This is a genomic window from Streptomyces sp. NPDC127092 (genome assembly GCF_042722475.1).
Classification (GTDB): Bacteria; Actinomycetota; Actinomycetes; order Streptomycetales; family Streptomycetaceae; genus Streptomyces.
Genome location: NZ_JBHXFE010000010.1, coordinates 138,742 through 154,781 on the forward strand (window position 1 = coordinate 138,742; position 16,040 = coordinate 154,781).

The window sequence follows — 16,040 nt, forward strand, 5'->3', positions numbered from 1 at the left end:
GTGGAGGGGGGGGGGGAGGGGAGGAAGAGGGTGGGGGGGTGGGGTTGGGGGGGTGGGTGTGGGGGGGGAGGCGGGCGTCCCCCCCCCCCCACCAGCGCCGACGGCGAGGCGGACGGTGGCCTCGACGGGGCGGCCGGCGACGGCCCAGGCCGTGTGGTCGTCGGCGTGGAGCCGGACGGTGAGGGTGCGGGCACCTGCCGGGACATGGACCCAGGGGCCGTAGGCGCGGGCGGTCTCACGGCCGTCGACGAGGAGCCGGGCGTGGCCGCGCCCGGGGAGAGCGGCACCTCCGGTGCTGTCGGGAGTGAAGCGGAACCTCTCCACTAGGAGGTGGACGTTCCAGCCGCCCTCGCTGTCGGGGCGGGTCTCCAGGCGCACGCTCGGCGCTCCGGCGGCGGGCACCTCGCGAAGGCGGTGACCGGTGCTGTCGCGGGCCGTGAGGAGGGTGCCGTTGCCGCCGGTCGCCTCCTGGTGGCTGGTGCCGGGCTTGTGGTGGGTGGTGGGGCGCCCGCCGCAACCGGCGAGCAGCGCCACACCGACGGCGAGCACGAGCCCGGCACCGACCGCGCGCCACCACGGTCGGCGCCACGCTCGACGTGGCCGAGCGCTGGAGGCGACGACGGCGGGGGCGGACGGGGTGGCGTGCGCCGCGGCGGGCACGGGTGTCGGTGCCGGCACGGGCGCCGGAGCGGGCACGAGCCCGGGGGTGGACGGGGCGTCGTGCGCCGCGGCGAGCACGGGCGCCGGTGCGGGCCGGGGCACGGGCGCGGGGGTGGGCGGAGGGGGCGGGGCGGAGGGAGGGGCGGGGGCGGGGCGGGGCGTCATGCGGCACCGCCCGAGGGGGCGGAGGGAGCGGAGGGGTTGGCTCCGCCCGAGGGGTCGGCGACGTCCGGCGAGCCGACGGGCGTGGCGCTGCCCGAGGCCGCGGAGGTGGGTGTAGAGGGCTGCCCGGGCGTGGGGCGGCGGGTGGCTGCTGCTGTCACGGCCCACAGCACCCAGACCACCCCGAGCAGTCCGCGTACCCAGGCCGGGCTCAGGGGGATCCAGGGGATCATCAGGACCGCCTTGTCGAAGGCGTCGAGGAGGGTGAGGGCGCCGAGGGTGAGGGTGGTCCAGGCGAAGACACGGCGGTGCGGGCGCAGGGCGAGGCCGAGGGCGGTCCACCACAGGCCGGTCAGGAGCAGTGCGAGGGCCGGGAGGACGGTCGGGGTGAGGGCGAGGGTGGAGGCGGTGACGTCGAGGGCCAGGCCGAGCAGTCCGAGGAGGGTGGCCGCGCCGGCGAGCCGGCTGCCGCGGAGCCGGCGCCACCACAGGGTGGTGCCGACCAGGGCGAGGACGGCGGCGATGCCGAGGGTGAGCTGGGTCTCGACGCGCTGGATGCCGCGTGCGCCGTACCAGTCGCAGCCGGCGGGCAGGCGGCGGGCCTGGACGTTGTAGTCGGCGCAGACGAGGAGTTGGGCGAGTTTGACGGGTTCGCCGACGAGGCGGCGGGTGTCGCCCGAGACCTCGCCGCGGCGTGAGCCGCAGGCGGGGAGGGCGTAGGGCGTGGCGGCGCCGGTGTCGGGCTGCCAGCAGTTGCCGCTGCCCTGGCCGTCCCACCACACGTCGGTGCGGTTGGGGCGGGCGTTGCCGGCGCGGTCGACGCCCAGGTGGTTGGCGGCGTAGCGGTTGTGGTGGGAGGTGTCGGTCTGCTTGCCCCACGCCGATTCGCCGCGGATGAACGCGGGGACGGCGCTGAGGAAGAAGGCGGCGCGCTGGTGGCCGTAGATCCAGTTGTTCTCGTAGAGGTTCCAGTTGCCGCCCGCGGTGATGATGCCGGTGCCGGGCGGCATGGAGATCTGCGGGCAGACGACGCCTTGCTCGTAGCCGCGCTCGGCGGGCGGCTTGGCGCAGGTGCCGTCGGCGACGTACGGGTAGTAGTTCTGGTTGTTGTCGTGGATGAGGTTCCGCTCGAAGCGGGCGTGGTTCTGCGGGAGTCCGGGGTGGCCGGGGAAGGCGGAGTCCATGGAGGCGCCGCCCATGTTGTGGTCGAACTCGTTGTCGTGGACCCACACCGAGTCCCCGGCGGTACCGCTGTAGCCGACCATGTTGTGGTGGCTGCGGCAGCCGGTGATCTCGATGGAGTAGCGGGGGACGTCGTAGCCGCGGCCGTCGTTGATGTTCGAGGCCGAGCCGGGGTAGATGCCGGAGTCGCCGTTGCCGTAGGACTCGCAGTTCTTGTAGAGGCCGTGGTCGGAGGCGAAGGTGAGGAAACCGTACTCGTCGTTCCAGCGGGTGAGGACGTCGTCGATGACGAAGCCGTCGGCGGCGAGGACGTAGAGCGAGTTGAACGTGGTGCGCTGGGCGGTGAAGTTGCGGAAGTAGACGCCGTCGGACCCGTCGGCGCGGATGGCGTTGAGTTTGGCGTACCTGGCGTCGATGACGACGTCGAGCCGGGAGGCGCCGGTGCCCTCGATCTGGAGGTCCTTCTTGCCGAGGATCGCGACGAGGTTCTGGTTGTGGGGGCACTGCTTCTGCTGCTCGTAGCTGAGGATCTGGTAGCCGAAGGAGGACGTCGGCGCCTTGAGCGCGGCGCAGGCGCCGGCGGGTGCGGGCAGTGAGGGCTCTTCCTCGTAGAGGCCGGGCAGGATCGCGATGGTCATGCCGGGCCGGTTCACGGCGTCGACGGCCTGCTGGAGGTGGCGGTAGCCCTGGCGCCGGCAGCGGTCGAAGAGGGCGAGGTTGCGGGCTTTCAGTGCGGCGGGGAAGGCGGCGATCCGCCGGTGGAAGTCGGCCGGGTCGCTCTTGCACACGAGCAGGTCGGGCTCGCCGGTGCGCAGCGCGGGGACGCGGCCGGAGCCGTCGGGGAAGGTGATGGGCCGCTCCTCGTGTGCCTGGGCGGCGGGAGCGGTGACGAGGGCGGCGGCGAGCGCCGCGAGCACGACCGAGAGCGCGAGAACGAACCTTCGGGTCCACGACATGCGCGTGAGAGTAGAGCATTGTTCATCTTTTGGAACCCCTCGTGCAGGAACCCGTCGTGCGCGCGCCTCGTCCAAGAAGGCCGGCACACCTCCGGGGAAGGGCGGGAGGGCCGGGAGGGCCGGGAGGGCCCGGAAAGTCCCCGTTGACGCGAGCGGGAGCGGAATCCTACGGTCATGCATAGGATTGTTGTGAGCGTCAGGACAGGAGTACGCGATGAACGCGGAGAGCAACGCGGAACAGGCCAGAAAGACGGCCGCAGCGCTGACCTACAGCACGGGCTTCGGCAACGAGCACAGCTCCGAGGCCGTCCCCGGGGCCCTCCCCGAGGGGCGGAACTCGCCGCAGCGGGCGCCGCTCGGGCTGTACGCGGAGCAGCTGAGCGGCAGCGCGTTCACCGAGCCCCGGGCGCACAACCGGCGCTCGTGGCTGTACCGGATCCGGCCCTCGGCCGCGCATCCGCCGTTCACCCGGATCGACAACGGCGCCGTGCGTTCCGCGCCGTTCACCGAGACGGTGCCCGACCCGAACCGGCTGCGCTGGAACCCGCTGCCGGACCCGGCGCCCGGTACGGACTGGCTGGCGGGTCTGTGGACGCTCGGCGGCAACGGCGACGCGACCCAGCGGGCCGGCATGGCCGTGCACCTCTACCACGCCAACGCCTCCATGGAGCGGGTGTTCAGCGACGCCGACGGCGAGCTGCTGATCGTGCCCGAGCGCGGCGGGCTGCTGCTGCGGACCGAGCTGGGCAACCTCGCGGCCGGTCCCGGCGAGGTCGCGCTGATCCCCCGCGGCGTCCGCTTCCGCGTCGAGCTGCTCGACGAGACGGCCCGTGGGTACGTCTGCGAGAACTACGGCGCCCCGTTCCAGCTGCCGGACCTCGGTCCGATCGGTGCCAACGGTCTGGCCAACGCCCGCGACTTCCGGGCGCCCGTCGCCGCGTACGAGGACGTCGAGGGCCCCGTCGAGGTGGTCAACAAGTACTGCGGCAACCTGTGGTCGGCGACGTACACCCACTCGCCGCTGGACGTCGTCGCCTGGCACGGCAACCACACGCCGTACGTCTACGACCTGCGCCGTTTCAACGTCATCGGGACGATCTCCTACGACCACCCGGACCCGTCGATCTTCACGGTGCTGACCTCGCCGTCCGACACCCCCGGTCTCGCGGGCGTCGACTTCGTGGTCTTCGCGCCGCGCTGGCTGGTGGGCGAGGACACCTTCCGGCCGCCGTACTTCCACCGCAACGTGATGAGCGAGTACATGGGCCTCATCGAGGGCGCGTACGACGCCAAGGCGGAGGGCTTCGTGCCGGGCGGCGGCTCGCTGCACAACATGATGTCCGCGCACGGCCCCGACCGGGAGACCTTCGACAAGGCCAGCGCCGCCGAGCTGAAGCCGCAGAAGATCGACGACGGCCTGGCCTTCATGTTCGAGACCCGCTGGCCGGTCACGGCCACCGCCCAGGCGGCCGGTGCCGACCACCTGCAGCGCGCCTACGACGACGTATGGCAGGGTCTTGAGCGCCACTTCCGGCCGTGAACACCCGTAACATCCGGCCGGGTGTCCCGTAGTCGTCGTACGGAGAGAACCGTGACCGCCTTCGCTCCCGACTCGCTGGTCCTGAACCGGAAGCTGCCGCTCTGGTACCAGGTCTCGCAGTCGCTGCGCGCCTCCATACTGGGCCGCACCCCTGACGCCTCGCTGCGGCTGCCCACCGAGGAGCAGCTCGCGGCGCACTACGGCGTGAGCGTGCTGACCATGCGCCAGGCCCTCAAGGAGCTGGAGGAGGAGGGCCTGATCAGCAGGCACCGGCGGCGCGGCACGTTCATCGAACCGGGCGCCCGGCGCTCCACTCCGCGCCGGCTGCTCGGCTCGATCGACGCGATCGTGGCCCAGCAGTCCGGCGAGCGGACCACCGTGCTCGGCCACGGCACCGAGCCGGTCCCCGGCGAGCTGGCCGAGCACTTCCCCGGCAGTTCGGAGATCGCGGTCTTCCGGCGGCTCCGGGCAGACGGCGAGAGCGGCGAGCCCACGAACTGGGCGGAGAACGCGGTGCTGCCGGAGATCGCCGCGGGCATCGACCCGGCCGATCTCGAACGCTGGCCGATGACGAAGGTGCTCCGCGACGTCGTCGGGGTCCGGATCAGCCGGATCACCGACACCGTCGAGGCCCGCCTCGCGGACCCGGAGACCGCCCAGCTGCTCCAGGTCCCGCTGCTCTCGCCGATCCTGCACTACACGGGCGTGACCTACGACGAGGACGGCCGGGTCGTGGACGTGGCCCGGATCCGCTACCGGGGCGACCGGTTCTCCTTCACGGTCACGGTGGAGGCACAGTGACGGCGCCGGACCCGGTGGCATTCCGGACCCGAGGACGATGCCGCCGGAGCCGGTGATGGTGCACCGTACCCGGTGACGATGCCGTCGGAGCCGGTGATCGTGCCGCCGCCCCCGGTGACATTGCCGGGAGCGGGAAACGGGGCGGTGCCGGGACTGCCGTAGCCGGGCCCTTACGGCGCCCGTCGCGGCGGGGGACGCTGTGTTCCGCAGGGGGGTCCTGCCGAGGAACGGCTGGTGTGGGCGGGGGTGGCGGAATGCGGCACGTGGCCGTCTTCCGATGGGTGGCGACGCTGGGACTGACGTTGATGCTGGGGTCGTTCGGTCTGTACGCGGCGGCACCCGACTATCCGGAGCTGACCCAGGTCGATCTGACGGTGCTGGACGAGAAGCCCGACGGCACCTGCAAGGTCCGCTGGTCGGACCCGGTGGACCACCGCTTCCGCGACGGGACGTACCACTGCGACCCCAAGCGCTCGGCGGTGCTCAAGGCACCGAACTACGACGACGGTTCCGGCTACGGCTGGGAGACCGGGTTCGTCCGGGCGGACGGGCCGCACCGCGGCGAGCTGTTCGAACTCGGCCAGGAAACGGAGGGCGACGGGCTCAACGCCGCGTCCGACGCGCTGGCGGGCCTCGGCATGCTCCTCACCGTCGTCGGGCTGGTCGGCGGCAACATCCGCACGCTGCCCCGGCTCGCCGAGGCGGAGCCGCGGCTGCTGCGCCGCGCGGCCGAGCTGCGGGACGCGGCCGCGTGGGTGGCCCGGGACCACGACCGCGCCGTCGCGGCGGTGCGAGCCGCGTGGGAGGAGGGCCCCCGGTCGCTGGAGGCGGCGCGCGACACGGAGCTGCTGCGTGCCCTGCGAGTGCTGGTGGAGGCGGGCCCGGCGGCACGCGAGGCGGCCCGGGCCGGGCGTCGCCTCACCGCACACCTCGACCTGCTCCTGGAGGACGCGGCACCGGTCGCGGACTACCGCACCGTGCTGCGTGCCGGCCCGGAGTCCCGCCGCCGCGCCGCCCGTGCGGTCGCCGAACTGCGCCCGCTGCTGGCCGCGGCCGAACGCGACGGCCTCACCGCCCGTTTCGCGCAGGCCTCCGTCGACCTCCTCCGGGGCCAGGACGCGGACCCGGCGGGCCTGGCCACGTGGGCGGACTTCACCGCCTCGCCGGAGGCGTACCGGGACGCCTTGGAGGAGGCCACGGCCGCCACCCCGGCGGACGCGCACCCTGAAGCACCCGCGGGTGGAGCGCTCCTTGCAGCCACCCCGGCCGTGGCACCTCCTGCCGTCACCTCCACCGGGGCACTTCCCGCAGCCACCCCGGTCGGGGGCGAGCTCCCTGCGGTCTCTCCCGCCGCCCCGGCAGACGTACTCCCGGTCACCCCGGCCCGGCGACGCGTGCGGGTCCGGCGCCGCTGACGCCGGGCGCCTCCGCGCCCACCCGCCCGGCGCGCGCCTCCCGGCGCGTCGCCCTACGCCCGCCGTCGCGCGCCCGTCGCCCCACGCACAGGCCCGCCGTCGTCCCCGTCCCCGCCCACCCCGCCGTCGTACCCCGTCCACACTGCCGTCCCACGGCCGCCGTCCCACGGCCGCCGTCCCGCGCCCGCGCCCGGCCGCACGCTCTCCGCGCCCGCCCGTCCCCCGCTCGCCGTCTTCCCCCGCCCCCGCCCAGCCGCACCCTCCGGCACCGCTCCGGCACCCGCTTCGGCGTCGCTGGATGCCCGCGCGCCGCCCTCGTTAGCATGCGGGGCGTGACGGACGACGCCGCGATCGAGGATCTGCCCCTGCTCGACGAGCTCATGCCGTGGTCCGTGGCGCCGTTGCGGCTCGGGCGGTCCTGGATCGTCGCGCCGGATCCGCGCACGCTACGGGCCCGTTGGGAGCGGCTGGCCGCGGCCGAGGGCGCGGAGCGCGAGGCGTTGTTCCGGCCGAGCCGGGCCCGGACCACGGCGAGTTCGGTGGCCGCTCTGCCCGGGCAGCGGACCGGGACGGTGCGGCTGTCGCGGGAGCCGGGGCCCTGTCCGGAGCCGGTGCGGCTCGCGCACGGGCCGTTCGACGAGCAGTGGCTGCTGCCGGACCACCGGCTGATCGACACCGCGCGGCCCGAGTTGTGGCGGGTCGCGGACGAGCGGCAGCTGTTCGCCGTCGAGCAGGGTTACGTGCCGGGGGCGGGCGGGCCCGCGCTGCTGGTGACCGCGGCGCTGCCCGACGGTCGGTCCCCGGCCGGCCGTCCCGGCCGGATCCGCCCGCTGTTCCGCCGCCCGGGCGGTCTGGAACCCAACCTGGCGCCGGGACTGCGGGACTTCCTCGGCCGGCGGTACGGCTGCGAGGTGGCCGCGGAGGACGTGCTCGCCTGGGCCGTGGCGGCGGCGCTGCCCTCCGCCGCCGGCTGCCGGGTGCCGCTGCCCGTCGACCCGGAGGTGTGGGCGGCGGGCATGGCGCTCGGCCGGGAGCTGATCGAGGTGCAGTTGCGCGGGGCCCGCGGCGGGGCCCGGCCGCGGCTCCCGGGTGGCCGCAGGCCGTACGTACGGGCGGCGCTGCCGGCCCGGCCGGCCGGGATCGCGTACGACCCGGTGGAGGAGGTGCTGTCCCTGGACGAGGGCCGGGTCTCCCCCGTGCCGGCCGAGGCGTGGGAGTTCGAGGTCGGCGGGGTGCGGATGCTGGAGCAGTGGTTCGCGCACCGGACCGCGGCGGCCGAGCCGGGCAGTCTGGAGGCGATCGGACCTGCGGCGTGGCCGCAGGAGTGGACCTCGGAGCTGCTGGAGCTGATCACGGTCCTGGCGCTGCTCGCCGGCCGCGAGCCGGAGCGGGCCGCGCTCGCCGGGCGCGCGACGGCGGAAGGCGTGACCGGGGCCGGGCTGCGGGCGGCCGGGGTGCTGCCCGTGCCGGACGGGGCGCGCCGCCCGGCGTCCGTGCTCGGCCATCAGGAAGAGGGTCCGGAGGGGCAGTTCGCCCTGCTGTGAACCGACCTGGCCGCCGCGCTCGACCGCACGCGGCCCGGTCTTCCGGCTCAGCTCACGTCTTCACGAACGAGTCCAGGACCCGGTCGACGGTCCGGGTGAAGACCTCCTCCGCGTCCGGCGGCGGGGCCGCGGCGGTGAAGACGGCGGTCAGGTGCGGGTAGGCGCCGGTGGCGAGGCGGCTCGCCAGGTAGGCCTGGCGCACGGCCTGTTCCTGCTCCTCTGACCAGGGCAGGGAGCGGGCCCGTTCGGCCAGGGCGAGTTCGTTGGCCACGATCGTCATCACGGTGCCGTTGACCGTGGCGACCAGTTCCATCTTGGTGCCGCCGGGCAGGTCGAGTCCGTCCAGGCACGCCAGGCAGTGCTCGAGGAAGCGGAGGGCGTTGGGCCCGAAGGCGTATCCCGTGGTCATCAGCCGGATCACCCAGGGGTGGCGCCGCAGGATCCCGCGGGCCTGGTGGGCGACGGCGGTCATGTCGGCGCGCCAGTCGCCGCTGGGGCCGCCGAGTTCGTACTCTCCGCTGATCCGGTCGACCATCAGCTCGTACAGGTCCTCCTTGCGCGGCACGTAGTTGTACAGGGACATGGTGCCGCAGCCGAGCTCGGCGGCGATCCGCCGCATGGAGACGGCGTCGATGCCGTCGGCGTCGGCGATGCGGACGGCCGCGTCCGTGATGTCCTCCCGGCGGTAGGCCGGTTTCGGGCCGCGGCCCGTGCGCTCGGGGCGCGCCCAGATCACTTCGGGTTCGGCCGCTCGGCCTGCCATCGATCATCACCTCGCCGCACATCGTAATGACGCACCCGGTTACGTACACCGTACGTAATGCGCTAGGGTCGCCGCATGACAACAACTACGTACGCTGTACTTAGTGAGGGTCTGTGCAAGCGCTACGGCCAGGTCAAGGCGCTGCGCGGCCTCGACCTCGCCGTGCCCGAGGGCACGGTCTGCGGGCTGCTCGGACCCAACGGCGCCGGGAAGACCACGGCGGTCCGGGTGCTCACCACGCTCGTGGCGCCCGACTCGGGCAGCGCGCGGGTCGCCGGGCGCGACGTGGTCCGCGACCCGGGCGGGGTGCGGGAGCGGATCGCGGTCACGGGGCAGTACGCCTCCGTCGACGGCGACCTCACCGGCGCCGAGAACCTGCGGCTCTTCGCCCGGCTGCTGCGCGCCCCGCGCTCCCGCGCCGACGAACTCCTCGAGCGCTTCGGTCTCGCCGAGGCCGCCGGCCGGCCCGCCCGCACCTACTCGGGCGGCATGCGGAGGCGCCTCGACCTGGCCGCGAGCCTGATCGTCCCGCCGGCCGTGCTGTTCCTCGACGAGCCCACCACCGGACTGGACCCGCTCAGCCGGAACGGGATCTGGGACGCCGTACGGGGGTTGGCGTCGCAGGGCACGACCGTGCTGCTCACCACGCAGTACCTCGAGGAGGCCGACCGGCTCGCCGACGAGATCGTCCTCGTCGACGAGGGCCGCGCCGCCCACCGGGGCACGCCGGCCGGGCTCAAGGCGCGGATCGGCAGCTACGCCGAGGTCGTGGTCGCGGAACCGGCGCCGCTCGAGGCGGCCGCGGCCGTGCTCGACCGGCTCACCGGCTCGCTGCCGTCCCTGGACGCCGAGCGCCGCACGGTCGGCGCGGTCACGACCGATCCGACGCTGACCCTGCCCCGGCTCGTCCGCGAGATCGACGCGGCCGGCGTCCCCATCCTGGACGCCTCACTGCGCCCGCCCACCCTCGACGAGGTGTTCCTGCGCCTCACCGACCGCAAGGAGCTCGCCGCATGAGCGCCCTCGTCCACGACGGCACCGCGATCCTCGGCCGCCATCTGCTGCGGATCCGGCACGCCCCCGCGATCACGGTCATGACCCAGACCATGCCGGTGGTGTTCCTGCTCTTCTTCGGGTACGTGTTCGGCGGCGCGCTCGCCATGCCGGGCGCCGACTACCGGGCCTTCCTGGTGCCGGGCATGCTGGTGGCGACGGCCGCGAACGGCCTGATGACCGGGATGTTCCAGGCCGCGCAGGACACCCACCGCGGAGTGACGGACCGACTGCGGACGATGCCGGTGAGCCGGGCGGCGGTGCCGCTGGGGCAGGCGCTCGCAGACCTGGTCACCAGCGCGGTCGGCATGGTCCCGCTGCTGCTGGTCGGCCTGGCGATGGGCTGGCGGATCGAGGGCACGGCCGTCGGGGCCCTCGGCGCCTTCGGACTGCTGCTGCTCTTCCGCTTCGCGGCCACCTGGGCGGGCATCCTGCTCGGTCTGGCGTCGAAGAGCGAGGAGGCGGCCGGACAGCTGGGCAGCGCGACCTTCATGCTGCCGCTGCTCTCCAACGCCTATCTCCCGACCGACGGGATGCCGGGCTGGCTGCGCACGGTCGCGGAGTGGAACCCGATCTCGGCGGTGACGACCGCCGTCCGGGAGCTGTTCGGGAACGCGCCGGTGCCGGTCGACGCGGCGTGGCCCGTGACGCATCCGGTGGCCGGGGCGTTGCTCTGGTCGCTGGCACTGATCGCGCTGTGCGCGCCGGCGGCCGTGGGGCGCTACGCCCGTACATGAGACCCCGCAGCCTCGGGACGCCTCGCGCGCAGGGGCAAGGAGGGCGCCGGTAAGGGAGCGGCGCGGGCCAGGGGGCGCGGGCAAGGGAGGGCTCCGGTGAGGGAGCGGCGCAGGCCAGGGGGCGCGGGTAAGGGAAAGCGCCGGACGGGCGGGGACACGTCCGGCGTTCGGTCAGGGACGAGCCGTGGGCCGAGCGGGTGCGGGCGGGAGCGGCGCCTCGGGGTGCGCGGGAGCCCGGCCCGGACGGCCTGTCAGCTGTGGTTGCCGAAGAGCGAGCGGCGCAGTCGGCGCAGCGGGGCGAAGAGCGAGACCCGCGCGCTGCGGCTGCGGTGGCCCTGCACGGGCACCTCACGCGTACGCGTCGTCAGTTCCCGCATGAGCAGCGTCGCCTCGGCCGCCTCGCGCGGCGGCACGGCGGGACCGCCGAGCACCGCGAGATGGCGGTCGAGTCGCGAACTGGTCGCGCTGCTCCCGCAGGTGATGGCAGGCACTCGCGGCCTGCTGCGCATTGCTATCTGTTCCATGTCACTCCCCACCCGTACGAGGGCACCCGGCCCGGGCAGGTTAACCCTATCGCCCCGCTACGACACCCGTGTATTCCGGCCGCAGGATTCACCGCTCGTGTACGGGGGTTGACGATCACTGTCCGAATCCATCTGATTCCAGGGTGAGTTGGACAGCGATCGAACACCTGTCGAACCGTCACGAACCATCCTGCACGCGCGGCCCCCACCTGCGGGGCCGCGAGCGGGTGTGATCTCCGCCACCAAAACCGGCGGGGCTCCGCTACCGTGGAGTGATGACGGTCATCGCGGGTCGTTACCGGCTGCTCGACGTGCTCGGCGAGGGCGGTATGGGCACCGTCTGGCGCGCCCGGGACGAGGTCCTGGGGCGCGAGGTGGCGGTCAAGGAGGTGCGGGCGGGGGCCGGGCTCCCGGCCGAGGACCGCGAGCGCCTCTACGCCCGGCTGGAGCGGGAGGCCAGGTCCGCCGCCCGGATCACCCACCGCAACGTCGTCACCGTCTACGACGTGGCCCTGGACGACGACCGCCCGTGGATCGTGATGGAGCTGGTCCCGGGTCTCACGCTGGCCGAGACCCTGGCGGCCGAGGGCCCGATGGAGCCTCGGCGGGCGGCGCACATCGGCGCCGAGGTGTGCGCCGCGCTGCGCGCCGCGCACGAGGCGGGCGTGCTGCACCGGGACGTCAAGCCGGCCAACGTCCAGCTCGCCAACGACGGGCGGGTGGTGCTCACCGACTTCGGGATCGCGGCCGTCGAGGGCGTCTCGCCGCTCACCATGACCGGCGAGCTGATCGGCTCGCCCGAGTACCTGGCTCCCGAGCGGGCCCTGGGTCGCACGCCGGGACCCGCGGCCGACCTGTGGTCGCTGGGCGTCCTGTTGTACGCGGCGGTGGAGGGCGTCACGCCGTTCCGCCGGGAGACGGCGCTCGACACCCTGCGCACGGTGGTGGACGAGGAGCCCGCGCCGCCCGCGCACGCGGGCCCGCTGGCCCCGGTGATCGAGGGGTTGCTGCGCAAGGATCCTGAACAGCGCCTTTCGGCGGCGGACGCGGAGGACCGGCTGCGGGTGATCGGCGCGGGCGGCACGCCGCGCACGGAGCCGCTGACGGCCGTGCCGTACGCGCCCCTCCCACCCCGAGGCGCGGACGGCGCGGGCGGTTCCGGCGGAGTGGTCGGCCTCGCCGGCGTGGGCGCGCCGGGCGGTCCCGGCGGCCCGGCGGGTCCCGGGGCGACCACTCCCCTGCCGGTGCCGGGCGACGGTTCCGGGGGCCGGCCGCGCAGGCGCTGGGGGCTCGCCGCCGGGATCGCGGCGCTGCTGCTGGTGGCGGGCGGGCTGACGTACGCGGCGCTGCGGGACACCGACGCCCATGAGACGCCCACGGTGCCGCCGGTCACGACGAGCGCGCCCACGACGTCGCCGACGCCCGCGCCGACGACGTCCGCGCAGACCACGAGCGCGTCGCCGAGCGCGACGACGACTCCGCCGGTGTCCGTCCTCCTGAACGTACGGGCGGTGCGCGACTCCTACAGCGGGGCGTGCCCTCCGCCGGAGGACGTGGCCCCGTCGTTCACGGCGGTGGTGACGGTGGACCGGACGCCGGCGACCGTGTCGTACCGCTGGGCGACGCAGAGCGGCGAGGCCCAGGACACGCAGTGGCGGACGCTGGAGTTCCCGGAGGGCGGGCCCACCGAGCAGCGGCTGACCCGCACCCAGGCCGATTACGGGGCGGGTTCGCAGGTGAGCGACCGGATCCGGGTCGAGGTCCGCGAGCCGGTGGCGCGGCAGTCCAACTGGGTGGCGTTCTCGGTGACCTGTGAGGAGACGGTCCCGCCGTCGACGCCGCCGACGACGGCGACGCCTTCGGACGGGACCTCTTCTCCTGGTGGTGCTTCGGCCGGTGCTTCCGGCGGTGCGCCGGGTTCCGCTACGCCACGGCCCTGAAGGTCGGCAGGTAGCCGCCGGACTGGCCGGACGCGGTCGGGTGGTACGACTCGCCGATGTTGAGCCAGTTGACGCTGTGCAGCCAGGACGAGCTCGAGCAGATCTCGTGGCCGGTGAAGGCGGGGACCACGCTGGCGAAGGTGTAGCCGTGGTCGGCGGCGCGCTTGGCGGTGGCCGCGTTGAGGTAGTCGGCGGCGTCGTTGATGGCGCGGCGCTCGTTCTCGCTCAGGCCGGCGATGCAGCTGCCGTTGAGCTGGTAGAAGCGCGGGTAGCCGAGGACGACGACCCGGGCGTTGGCGGCCCTGGATCTGATGGCCGAGTAGACCGCGTCGAGCTTGCCGGGCAGCGTCGAGTCGACATAGGCCTTGGCCTGATTCACGCGGTTGATGCAGGTCGACTCGGACTGCAGGACACAGGTGGTCATGACGTCGGCGAAACCGGCGTCGTTGCCGCCGATGGTGAGGGAGACCAGGTCGGTGCCGCTGTTGAGCGGTCCGAGCTGATTGGCCGTGACATCACCCGTTCGGGCGCCCGAGCAGGCGGTGAAGGCGAAGGACGAGGGGGCGTTCGCGTTCTTCCAGAGGACCGGGTAGGCCTTGGTGGAGCGCTTGCAGTCGCCGCTGGCGCTGTCGTAACTCCCCGCTCCGACACCGGAGGAGTACGAGTCGCCGAGGGCCACGTAGTCCACCGCGGCGGTTTCCGCGGCGTGGGCGACGCCGGCGCCGGTCAGGGCGAGGACGGCACCGAGGAGCAGCGAGGACGAGAAAGCCGTAAAACGGGACAGTTTCATGGAACCTCCCTGTAGCAGGATCTCTGCGTTACCAGGTAGTAGCAGCGGATCCGGCCCGCCGGAAGTGTTCATGTCAAAAGTGGGAGTGACCGGCTCCCGTCACCCCGTCAGGAAGCGTCGATATCCGGCCACTTCCGCCCCGCCCGTCACCCGACGGACCGTCCGCTCCAAAACCCGGTGCGCGGACCGCCGCGGTGACAGATCATGACCCCATGTCAGGCACCCCTGAAGCAGCGTCCGATCCGCTCCACGCCCTGCCCGTCCGACTCAACCTCGACGACGCCGACTCCCCGTCCGACGTCGTCGACGCCCTGTTCCTGGGCCGCTTCGTCAACGGCGAGCAGCCCCACGCGCACGGCGCGCGGCTGGAACGGGTCAAGCCGTCCGCGACCCTGCTGCCCGCGGGCGCCCGGCTGCTGCGCGCCGCGAAGGACGGCGACCGCGGAGCCGTCCTCGCCGAGGGCGAGGGCTGGACGCTGCTCGCCTCCCGCTTCAACTGGGGCGCCCACGTCACCGTCACCGCGACCGATCCCGAACTCGCCAAGCGGGTCCTCAAGGAGGCCACCGACGGGGCCGTGGACGAGCCGGAACCGAGCCCCGACAACGTCACCATGGGCTTCTGGCACCTGTCTCCCCGGCGCGGGCCGGACCGGAACACCCGCCAGATCGCCGCCGCCACCTGGGACGAGGTCCGCCCCAACTACACGGCGCCGGTCGCCGAGGCGATGGACCAGCTGATGGCCCTCACCCCGGACGACATCACCGGCAGGCTGCTGCTGCTCCACGGTCCGCCCGGCACCGGCAAGACCTCCGCGCTGCGCACCCTCGCCCGCTCCTGGCGCGACTGGTGCCAGGTCGACTGCGTGCTCGACCCCGAGCAGCTCTTCGGCGACGTCGGCTACCTCATGGACATCGCGATCGGCGAGGACGACGGGACGGAGGAGGGCCGCTGGCGGCTGCTCCTCCTGGAGGACTGCGACGAGCTGATCCGCGGCGAGGCCAAGCACGCGGCGGGCCAGGCGCTCTCCCGGCTCCTCAACCTCACCGACGGGCTGCTCGGCCAGGGCCGCAACGTGCTGGTCGCCGTCACCACCAACGAGGACCTGGAGCGGCTCCACCCCGCCGTGGTGCGGCCCGGCCGCTGCCTGGCCCGCGTCGAGGTGGGACCGCTCAGCCGCGCCGAGGCGGTGAACTGGCTCGGCCGCGAGGAGGGCATCGGACGGGACGGCGCCACCCTCGCGGAACTGTTCGCGCTGCGCCGCGGGACACCCGCGCCGGGCATGCCGGAGCAGCGCGCGACAAGCCAGGGACTGTACCTCTAGCGCAGGCGGTGCCGGCTCAGCGCCCGCCGTCGGGCCCGGCCGGCTCAGCGCTCGTCTTCACGCCCGGCCGGCCCGGTGCTCCTCGTCACCGCCCGGCCGGCGCGGTGCTCCTCGTCACCGCCCGGCCGTCTCTGCTGCGCGTCACCGCCCGGCCGTCTCTGCCGCTACCGCCCAGGCGCCGGTGCCCGGGCGCCGAGGTCGTCACTCCCAGGACTGCGTGCTCACTCGTCGTACGCCGCCCGCAGGGCGTCCTTCACCGCCGCGCCGGCCTCGTCGCGGGTCAGGCCCAGCCGGTGGGCCTCCGTCGCGTAGGCCGCGGCGGCCGTGGCGGCGAGGCGGGAGGCGGCGTCGGAGGCCGCGGCGACGAAGGTGCCGTTGCGGCCCCGGGTCTCGATCACCCCGTCCGCCTCCAGGGCCTTGTACGCCTTGGCGACCGTGTTCGCCGCGAGTCCCAGGTCCTCCGCGAGGCCGCGCACCGTCGGCAGCTTGTAGCCGACCGGCAGCTCGCCCGAGCGGGCGCTCTCCGAGATCTGGGCGCGCAGTTGTTCGTACGGAGCGGTGGTGGAACGGGCATCCACGCTGATTCGAAGCGTCACCCGCCCGATTGTGCACCCGGCCCCCCGGAAAATGGGAGGCGGCCGGAGACGGACG

The 16,040-nt window shown here is 74.1% G+C and carries 13 protein-coding genes and 1 pseudogene; 8 read left to right on the forward strand and 6 right to left on the reverse strand.

All coding sequences use genetic code 11. From position 1 onward, the window contains the following. Both ACFWJO_RS11345 and ACFWJO_RS11350 read right to left on the reverse strand, forming a co-directional pair. Positions 1 to 762 (reverse strand): annotated as a pseudogene (locus ACFWJO_RS11345) (hypothetical protein); the annotation flags it as partial. 59 nt (positions 763 to 821) lie between these two features. After that, positions 822 to 2,960: a right-handed parallel beta-helix repeat-containing protein gene (locus ACFWJO_RS11350; protein ID WP_386864457.1), complete on the reverse strand. Its 2,139-nt coding sequence runs from the start codon at positions 2,958 to 2,960 to the stop codon at positions 822 to 824. 214 nt (positions 2,961 to 3,174) lie between these two features. On the opposite strand from ACFWJO_RS11350, the gene hmgA reads away from it, so the two are divergent. From hmgA to ACFWJO_RS11370, 4 genes are all read left to right on the forward strand, one after another. Next, the gene (gene hmgA / locus ACFWJO_RS11355) at positions 3,175 to 4,500 is read left to right on the forward strand and encodes a homogentisate 1,2-dioxygenase (protein ID WP_386864458.1); all 1,326 of its coding nucleotides are present in this window, start codon (positions 3,175 to 3,177) and stop codon (positions 4,498 to 4,500) included. A gap of 51 nt (positions 4,501 to 4,551) precedes the next feature. Next, on the forward strand, positions 4,552 to 5,301 hold the full coding sequence (locus tag ACFWJO_RS11360; RefSeq protein WP_386864459.1) for a GntR family transcriptional regulator: 750 nt from the start codon (positions 4,552 to 4,554) through the stop codon (positions 5,299 to 5,301). Positions 5,302 to 5,564: 263 nt separating this feature from the next. Continuing rightward, complete coding sequence (locus ACFWJO_RS11365) at positions 5,565 to 6,716, forward strand: hypothetical protein (protein ID WP_386864460.1); 1,152 nt, start codon at positions 5,565 to 5,567, stop codon at positions 6,714 to 6,716. 323 nt (positions 6,717 to 7,039) lie between these two features. Then, on the forward strand, positions 7,040 to 8,260 hold the full coding sequence (locus ACFWJO_RS11370; protein WP_386864461.1) for a type ISP restriction/modification enzyme: 1,221 nt from the start codon (positions 7,040 to 7,042) through the stop codon (positions 8,258 to 8,260). A 52-nt stretch (positions 8,261 to 8,312) separates the two neighbouring features. Here ACFWJO_RS11370 and ACFWJO_RS11375 read toward each other — a convergent pair whose 3' ends face one another. Further along, positions 8,313 to 9,023, reverse strand: coding sequence for a TetR/AcrR family transcriptional regulator (locus tag ACFWJO_RS11375; protein WP_386864463.1), 711 nt, complete (start codon positions 9,021 to 9,023; stop codon positions 8,313 to 8,315). A 75-nt stretch (positions 9,024 to 9,098) separates the two neighbouring features. Here ACFWJO_RS11375 and ACFWJO_RS11380 point away from each other — a divergent pair, with 75 nt between their 5' ends. Then, positions 9,099 to 10,040 carry an ATP-binding cassette domain-containing protein gene (locus tag ACFWJO_RS11380; protein WP_386864464.1) on the forward strand — a complete coding sequence of 314 codons (942 nt, stop codon included), beginning with the start codon at positions 9,099 to 9,101 and terminating at the stop codon, positions 10,038 to 10,040. Next, positions 10,037 to 10,813, forward strand: a complete 777-nt coding sequence (locus ACFWJO_RS11385; protein ID WP_386864466.1) for an ABC transporter permease — start codon at positions 10,037 to 10,039, stop codon at positions 10,811 to 10,813. The genes ACFWJO_RS11380 and ACFWJO_RS11385 overlap by 4 nt, the downstream gene beginning before the upstream one ends. A 251-nt stretch (positions 10,814 to 11,064) precedes the next feature. Here the strand turns inward: ACFWJO_RS11385 and ACFWJO_RS11390 are convergent, their stop codons facing one another. After that, a complete protein-coding gene (locus ACFWJO_RS11390; protein ID WP_386864467.1) occupies positions 11,065 to 11,337 on the reverse strand; it encodes a hypothetical protein in 273 nt (90 codons plus the stop codon). Between the two features lie 275 nt (positions 11,338 to 11,612). Between ACFWJO_RS11390 and ACFWJO_RS11395 the strand changes: the two genes are divergently transcribed. Further along, positions 11,613 to 13,277 carry a serine/threonine-protein kinase gene (locus ACFWJO_RS11395; protein ID WP_386864468.1) on the forward strand — a complete coding sequence of 555 codons (1,665 nt, stop codon included), beginning with the start codon at positions 11,613 to 11,615 and terminating at the stop codon, positions 13,275 to 13,277. On the opposite strand, the gene ACFWJO_RS11400 is transcribed toward ACFWJO_RS11395, so the two are convergent. After that, complete coding sequence (locus ACFWJO_RS11400; RefSeq protein WP_386864470.1) at positions 13,261 to 14,067, reverse strand: SGNH/GDSL hydrolase family protein; 807 nt, start codon at positions 14,065 to 14,067, stop codon at positions 13,261 to 13,263. The genes ACFWJO_RS11395 and ACFWJO_RS11400 overlap by 17 nt on opposite strands. A 212-nt stretch (positions 14,068 to 14,279) precedes the next feature. On the opposite strand from ACFWJO_RS11400, the gene ACFWJO_RS11405 reads away from it, so the two are divergent. Continuing rightward, positions 14,280 to 15,389, forward strand: a complete 1,110-nt coding sequence (locus tag ACFWJO_RS11405) for a DUF5925 domain-containing protein (protein ID WP_386864471.1) — start codon at positions 14,280 to 14,282, stop codon at positions 15,387 to 15,389. 221 nt (positions 15,390 to 15,610) lie between these two features. Here ACFWJO_RS11405 and ACFWJO_RS11410 read toward each other — a convergent pair whose 3' ends face one another. Continuing rightward, the gene (locus ACFWJO_RS11410) at positions 15,611 to 15,985 is read right to left on the reverse strand and encodes a GntR family transcriptional regulator (protein ID WP_384416317.1); all 375 of its coding nucleotides are present in this window, start codon (positions 15,983 to 15,985) and stop codon (positions 15,611 to 15,613) included. Between the last annotated feature and the right edge of the window lie 55 nt (positions 15,986 to 16,040).

Excerpts from the sequence above, each read along its gene's own strand:
- ACFWJO_RS11375 (WP_386864463.1), bottom strand. The coding sequence starts at position 9,023 with ATGGCAGGCCGAGCGGCCGAACCCGAAGTGATCTGGGCGCGCCCCGAG.
- ACFWJO_RS11350 (WP_386864457.1), bottom strand. The coding sequence starts at position 2,960 with ATGTCGTGGACCCGAAGGTTCGTTCTCGCGCTCTCGGTCGTGCTCGCG.
- ACFWJO_RS11400 (WP_386864470.1), bottom strand. The coding sequence starts at position 14,067 with ATGAAACTGTCCCGTTTTACGGCTTTCTCGTCCTCGCTGCTCCTCGGT.
- ACFWJO_RS11380 (WP_386864464.1), top strand. The coding sequence starts at position 9,099 with ATGACAACAACTACGTACGCTGTACTTAGTGAGGGTCTGTGCAAGCGC.
- hmgA (WP_386864458.1), top strand. The coding sequence starts at position 3,175 with ATGAACGCGGAGAGCAACGCGGAACAGGCCAGAAAGACGGCCGCAGCG.
- ACFWJO_RS11390 (WP_386864467.1), bottom strand. The coding sequence starts at position 11,337 with ATGGAACAGATAGCAATGCGCAGCAGGCCGCGAGTGCCTGCCATCACC.
- ACFWJO_RS11395 (WP_386864468.1), top strand. The coding sequence starts at position 11,613 with ATGACGGTCATCGCGGGTCGTTACCGGCTGCTCGACGTGCTCGGCGAG.
- ACFWJO_RS11370 (WP_386864461.1), top strand. The coding sequence starts at position 7,040 with ATGCGGGGCGTGACGGACGACGCCGCGATCGAGGATCTGCCCCTGCTC.
- ACFWJO_RS11405 (WP_386864471.1), top strand. The coding sequence starts at position 14,280 with ATGTCAGGCACCCCTGAAGCAGCGTCCGATCCGCTCCACGCCCTGCCC.
- ACFWJO_RS11385 (WP_386864466.1), top strand. The coding sequence starts at position 10,037 with ATGAGCGCCCTCGTCCACGACGGCACCGCGATCCTCGGCCGCCATCTG.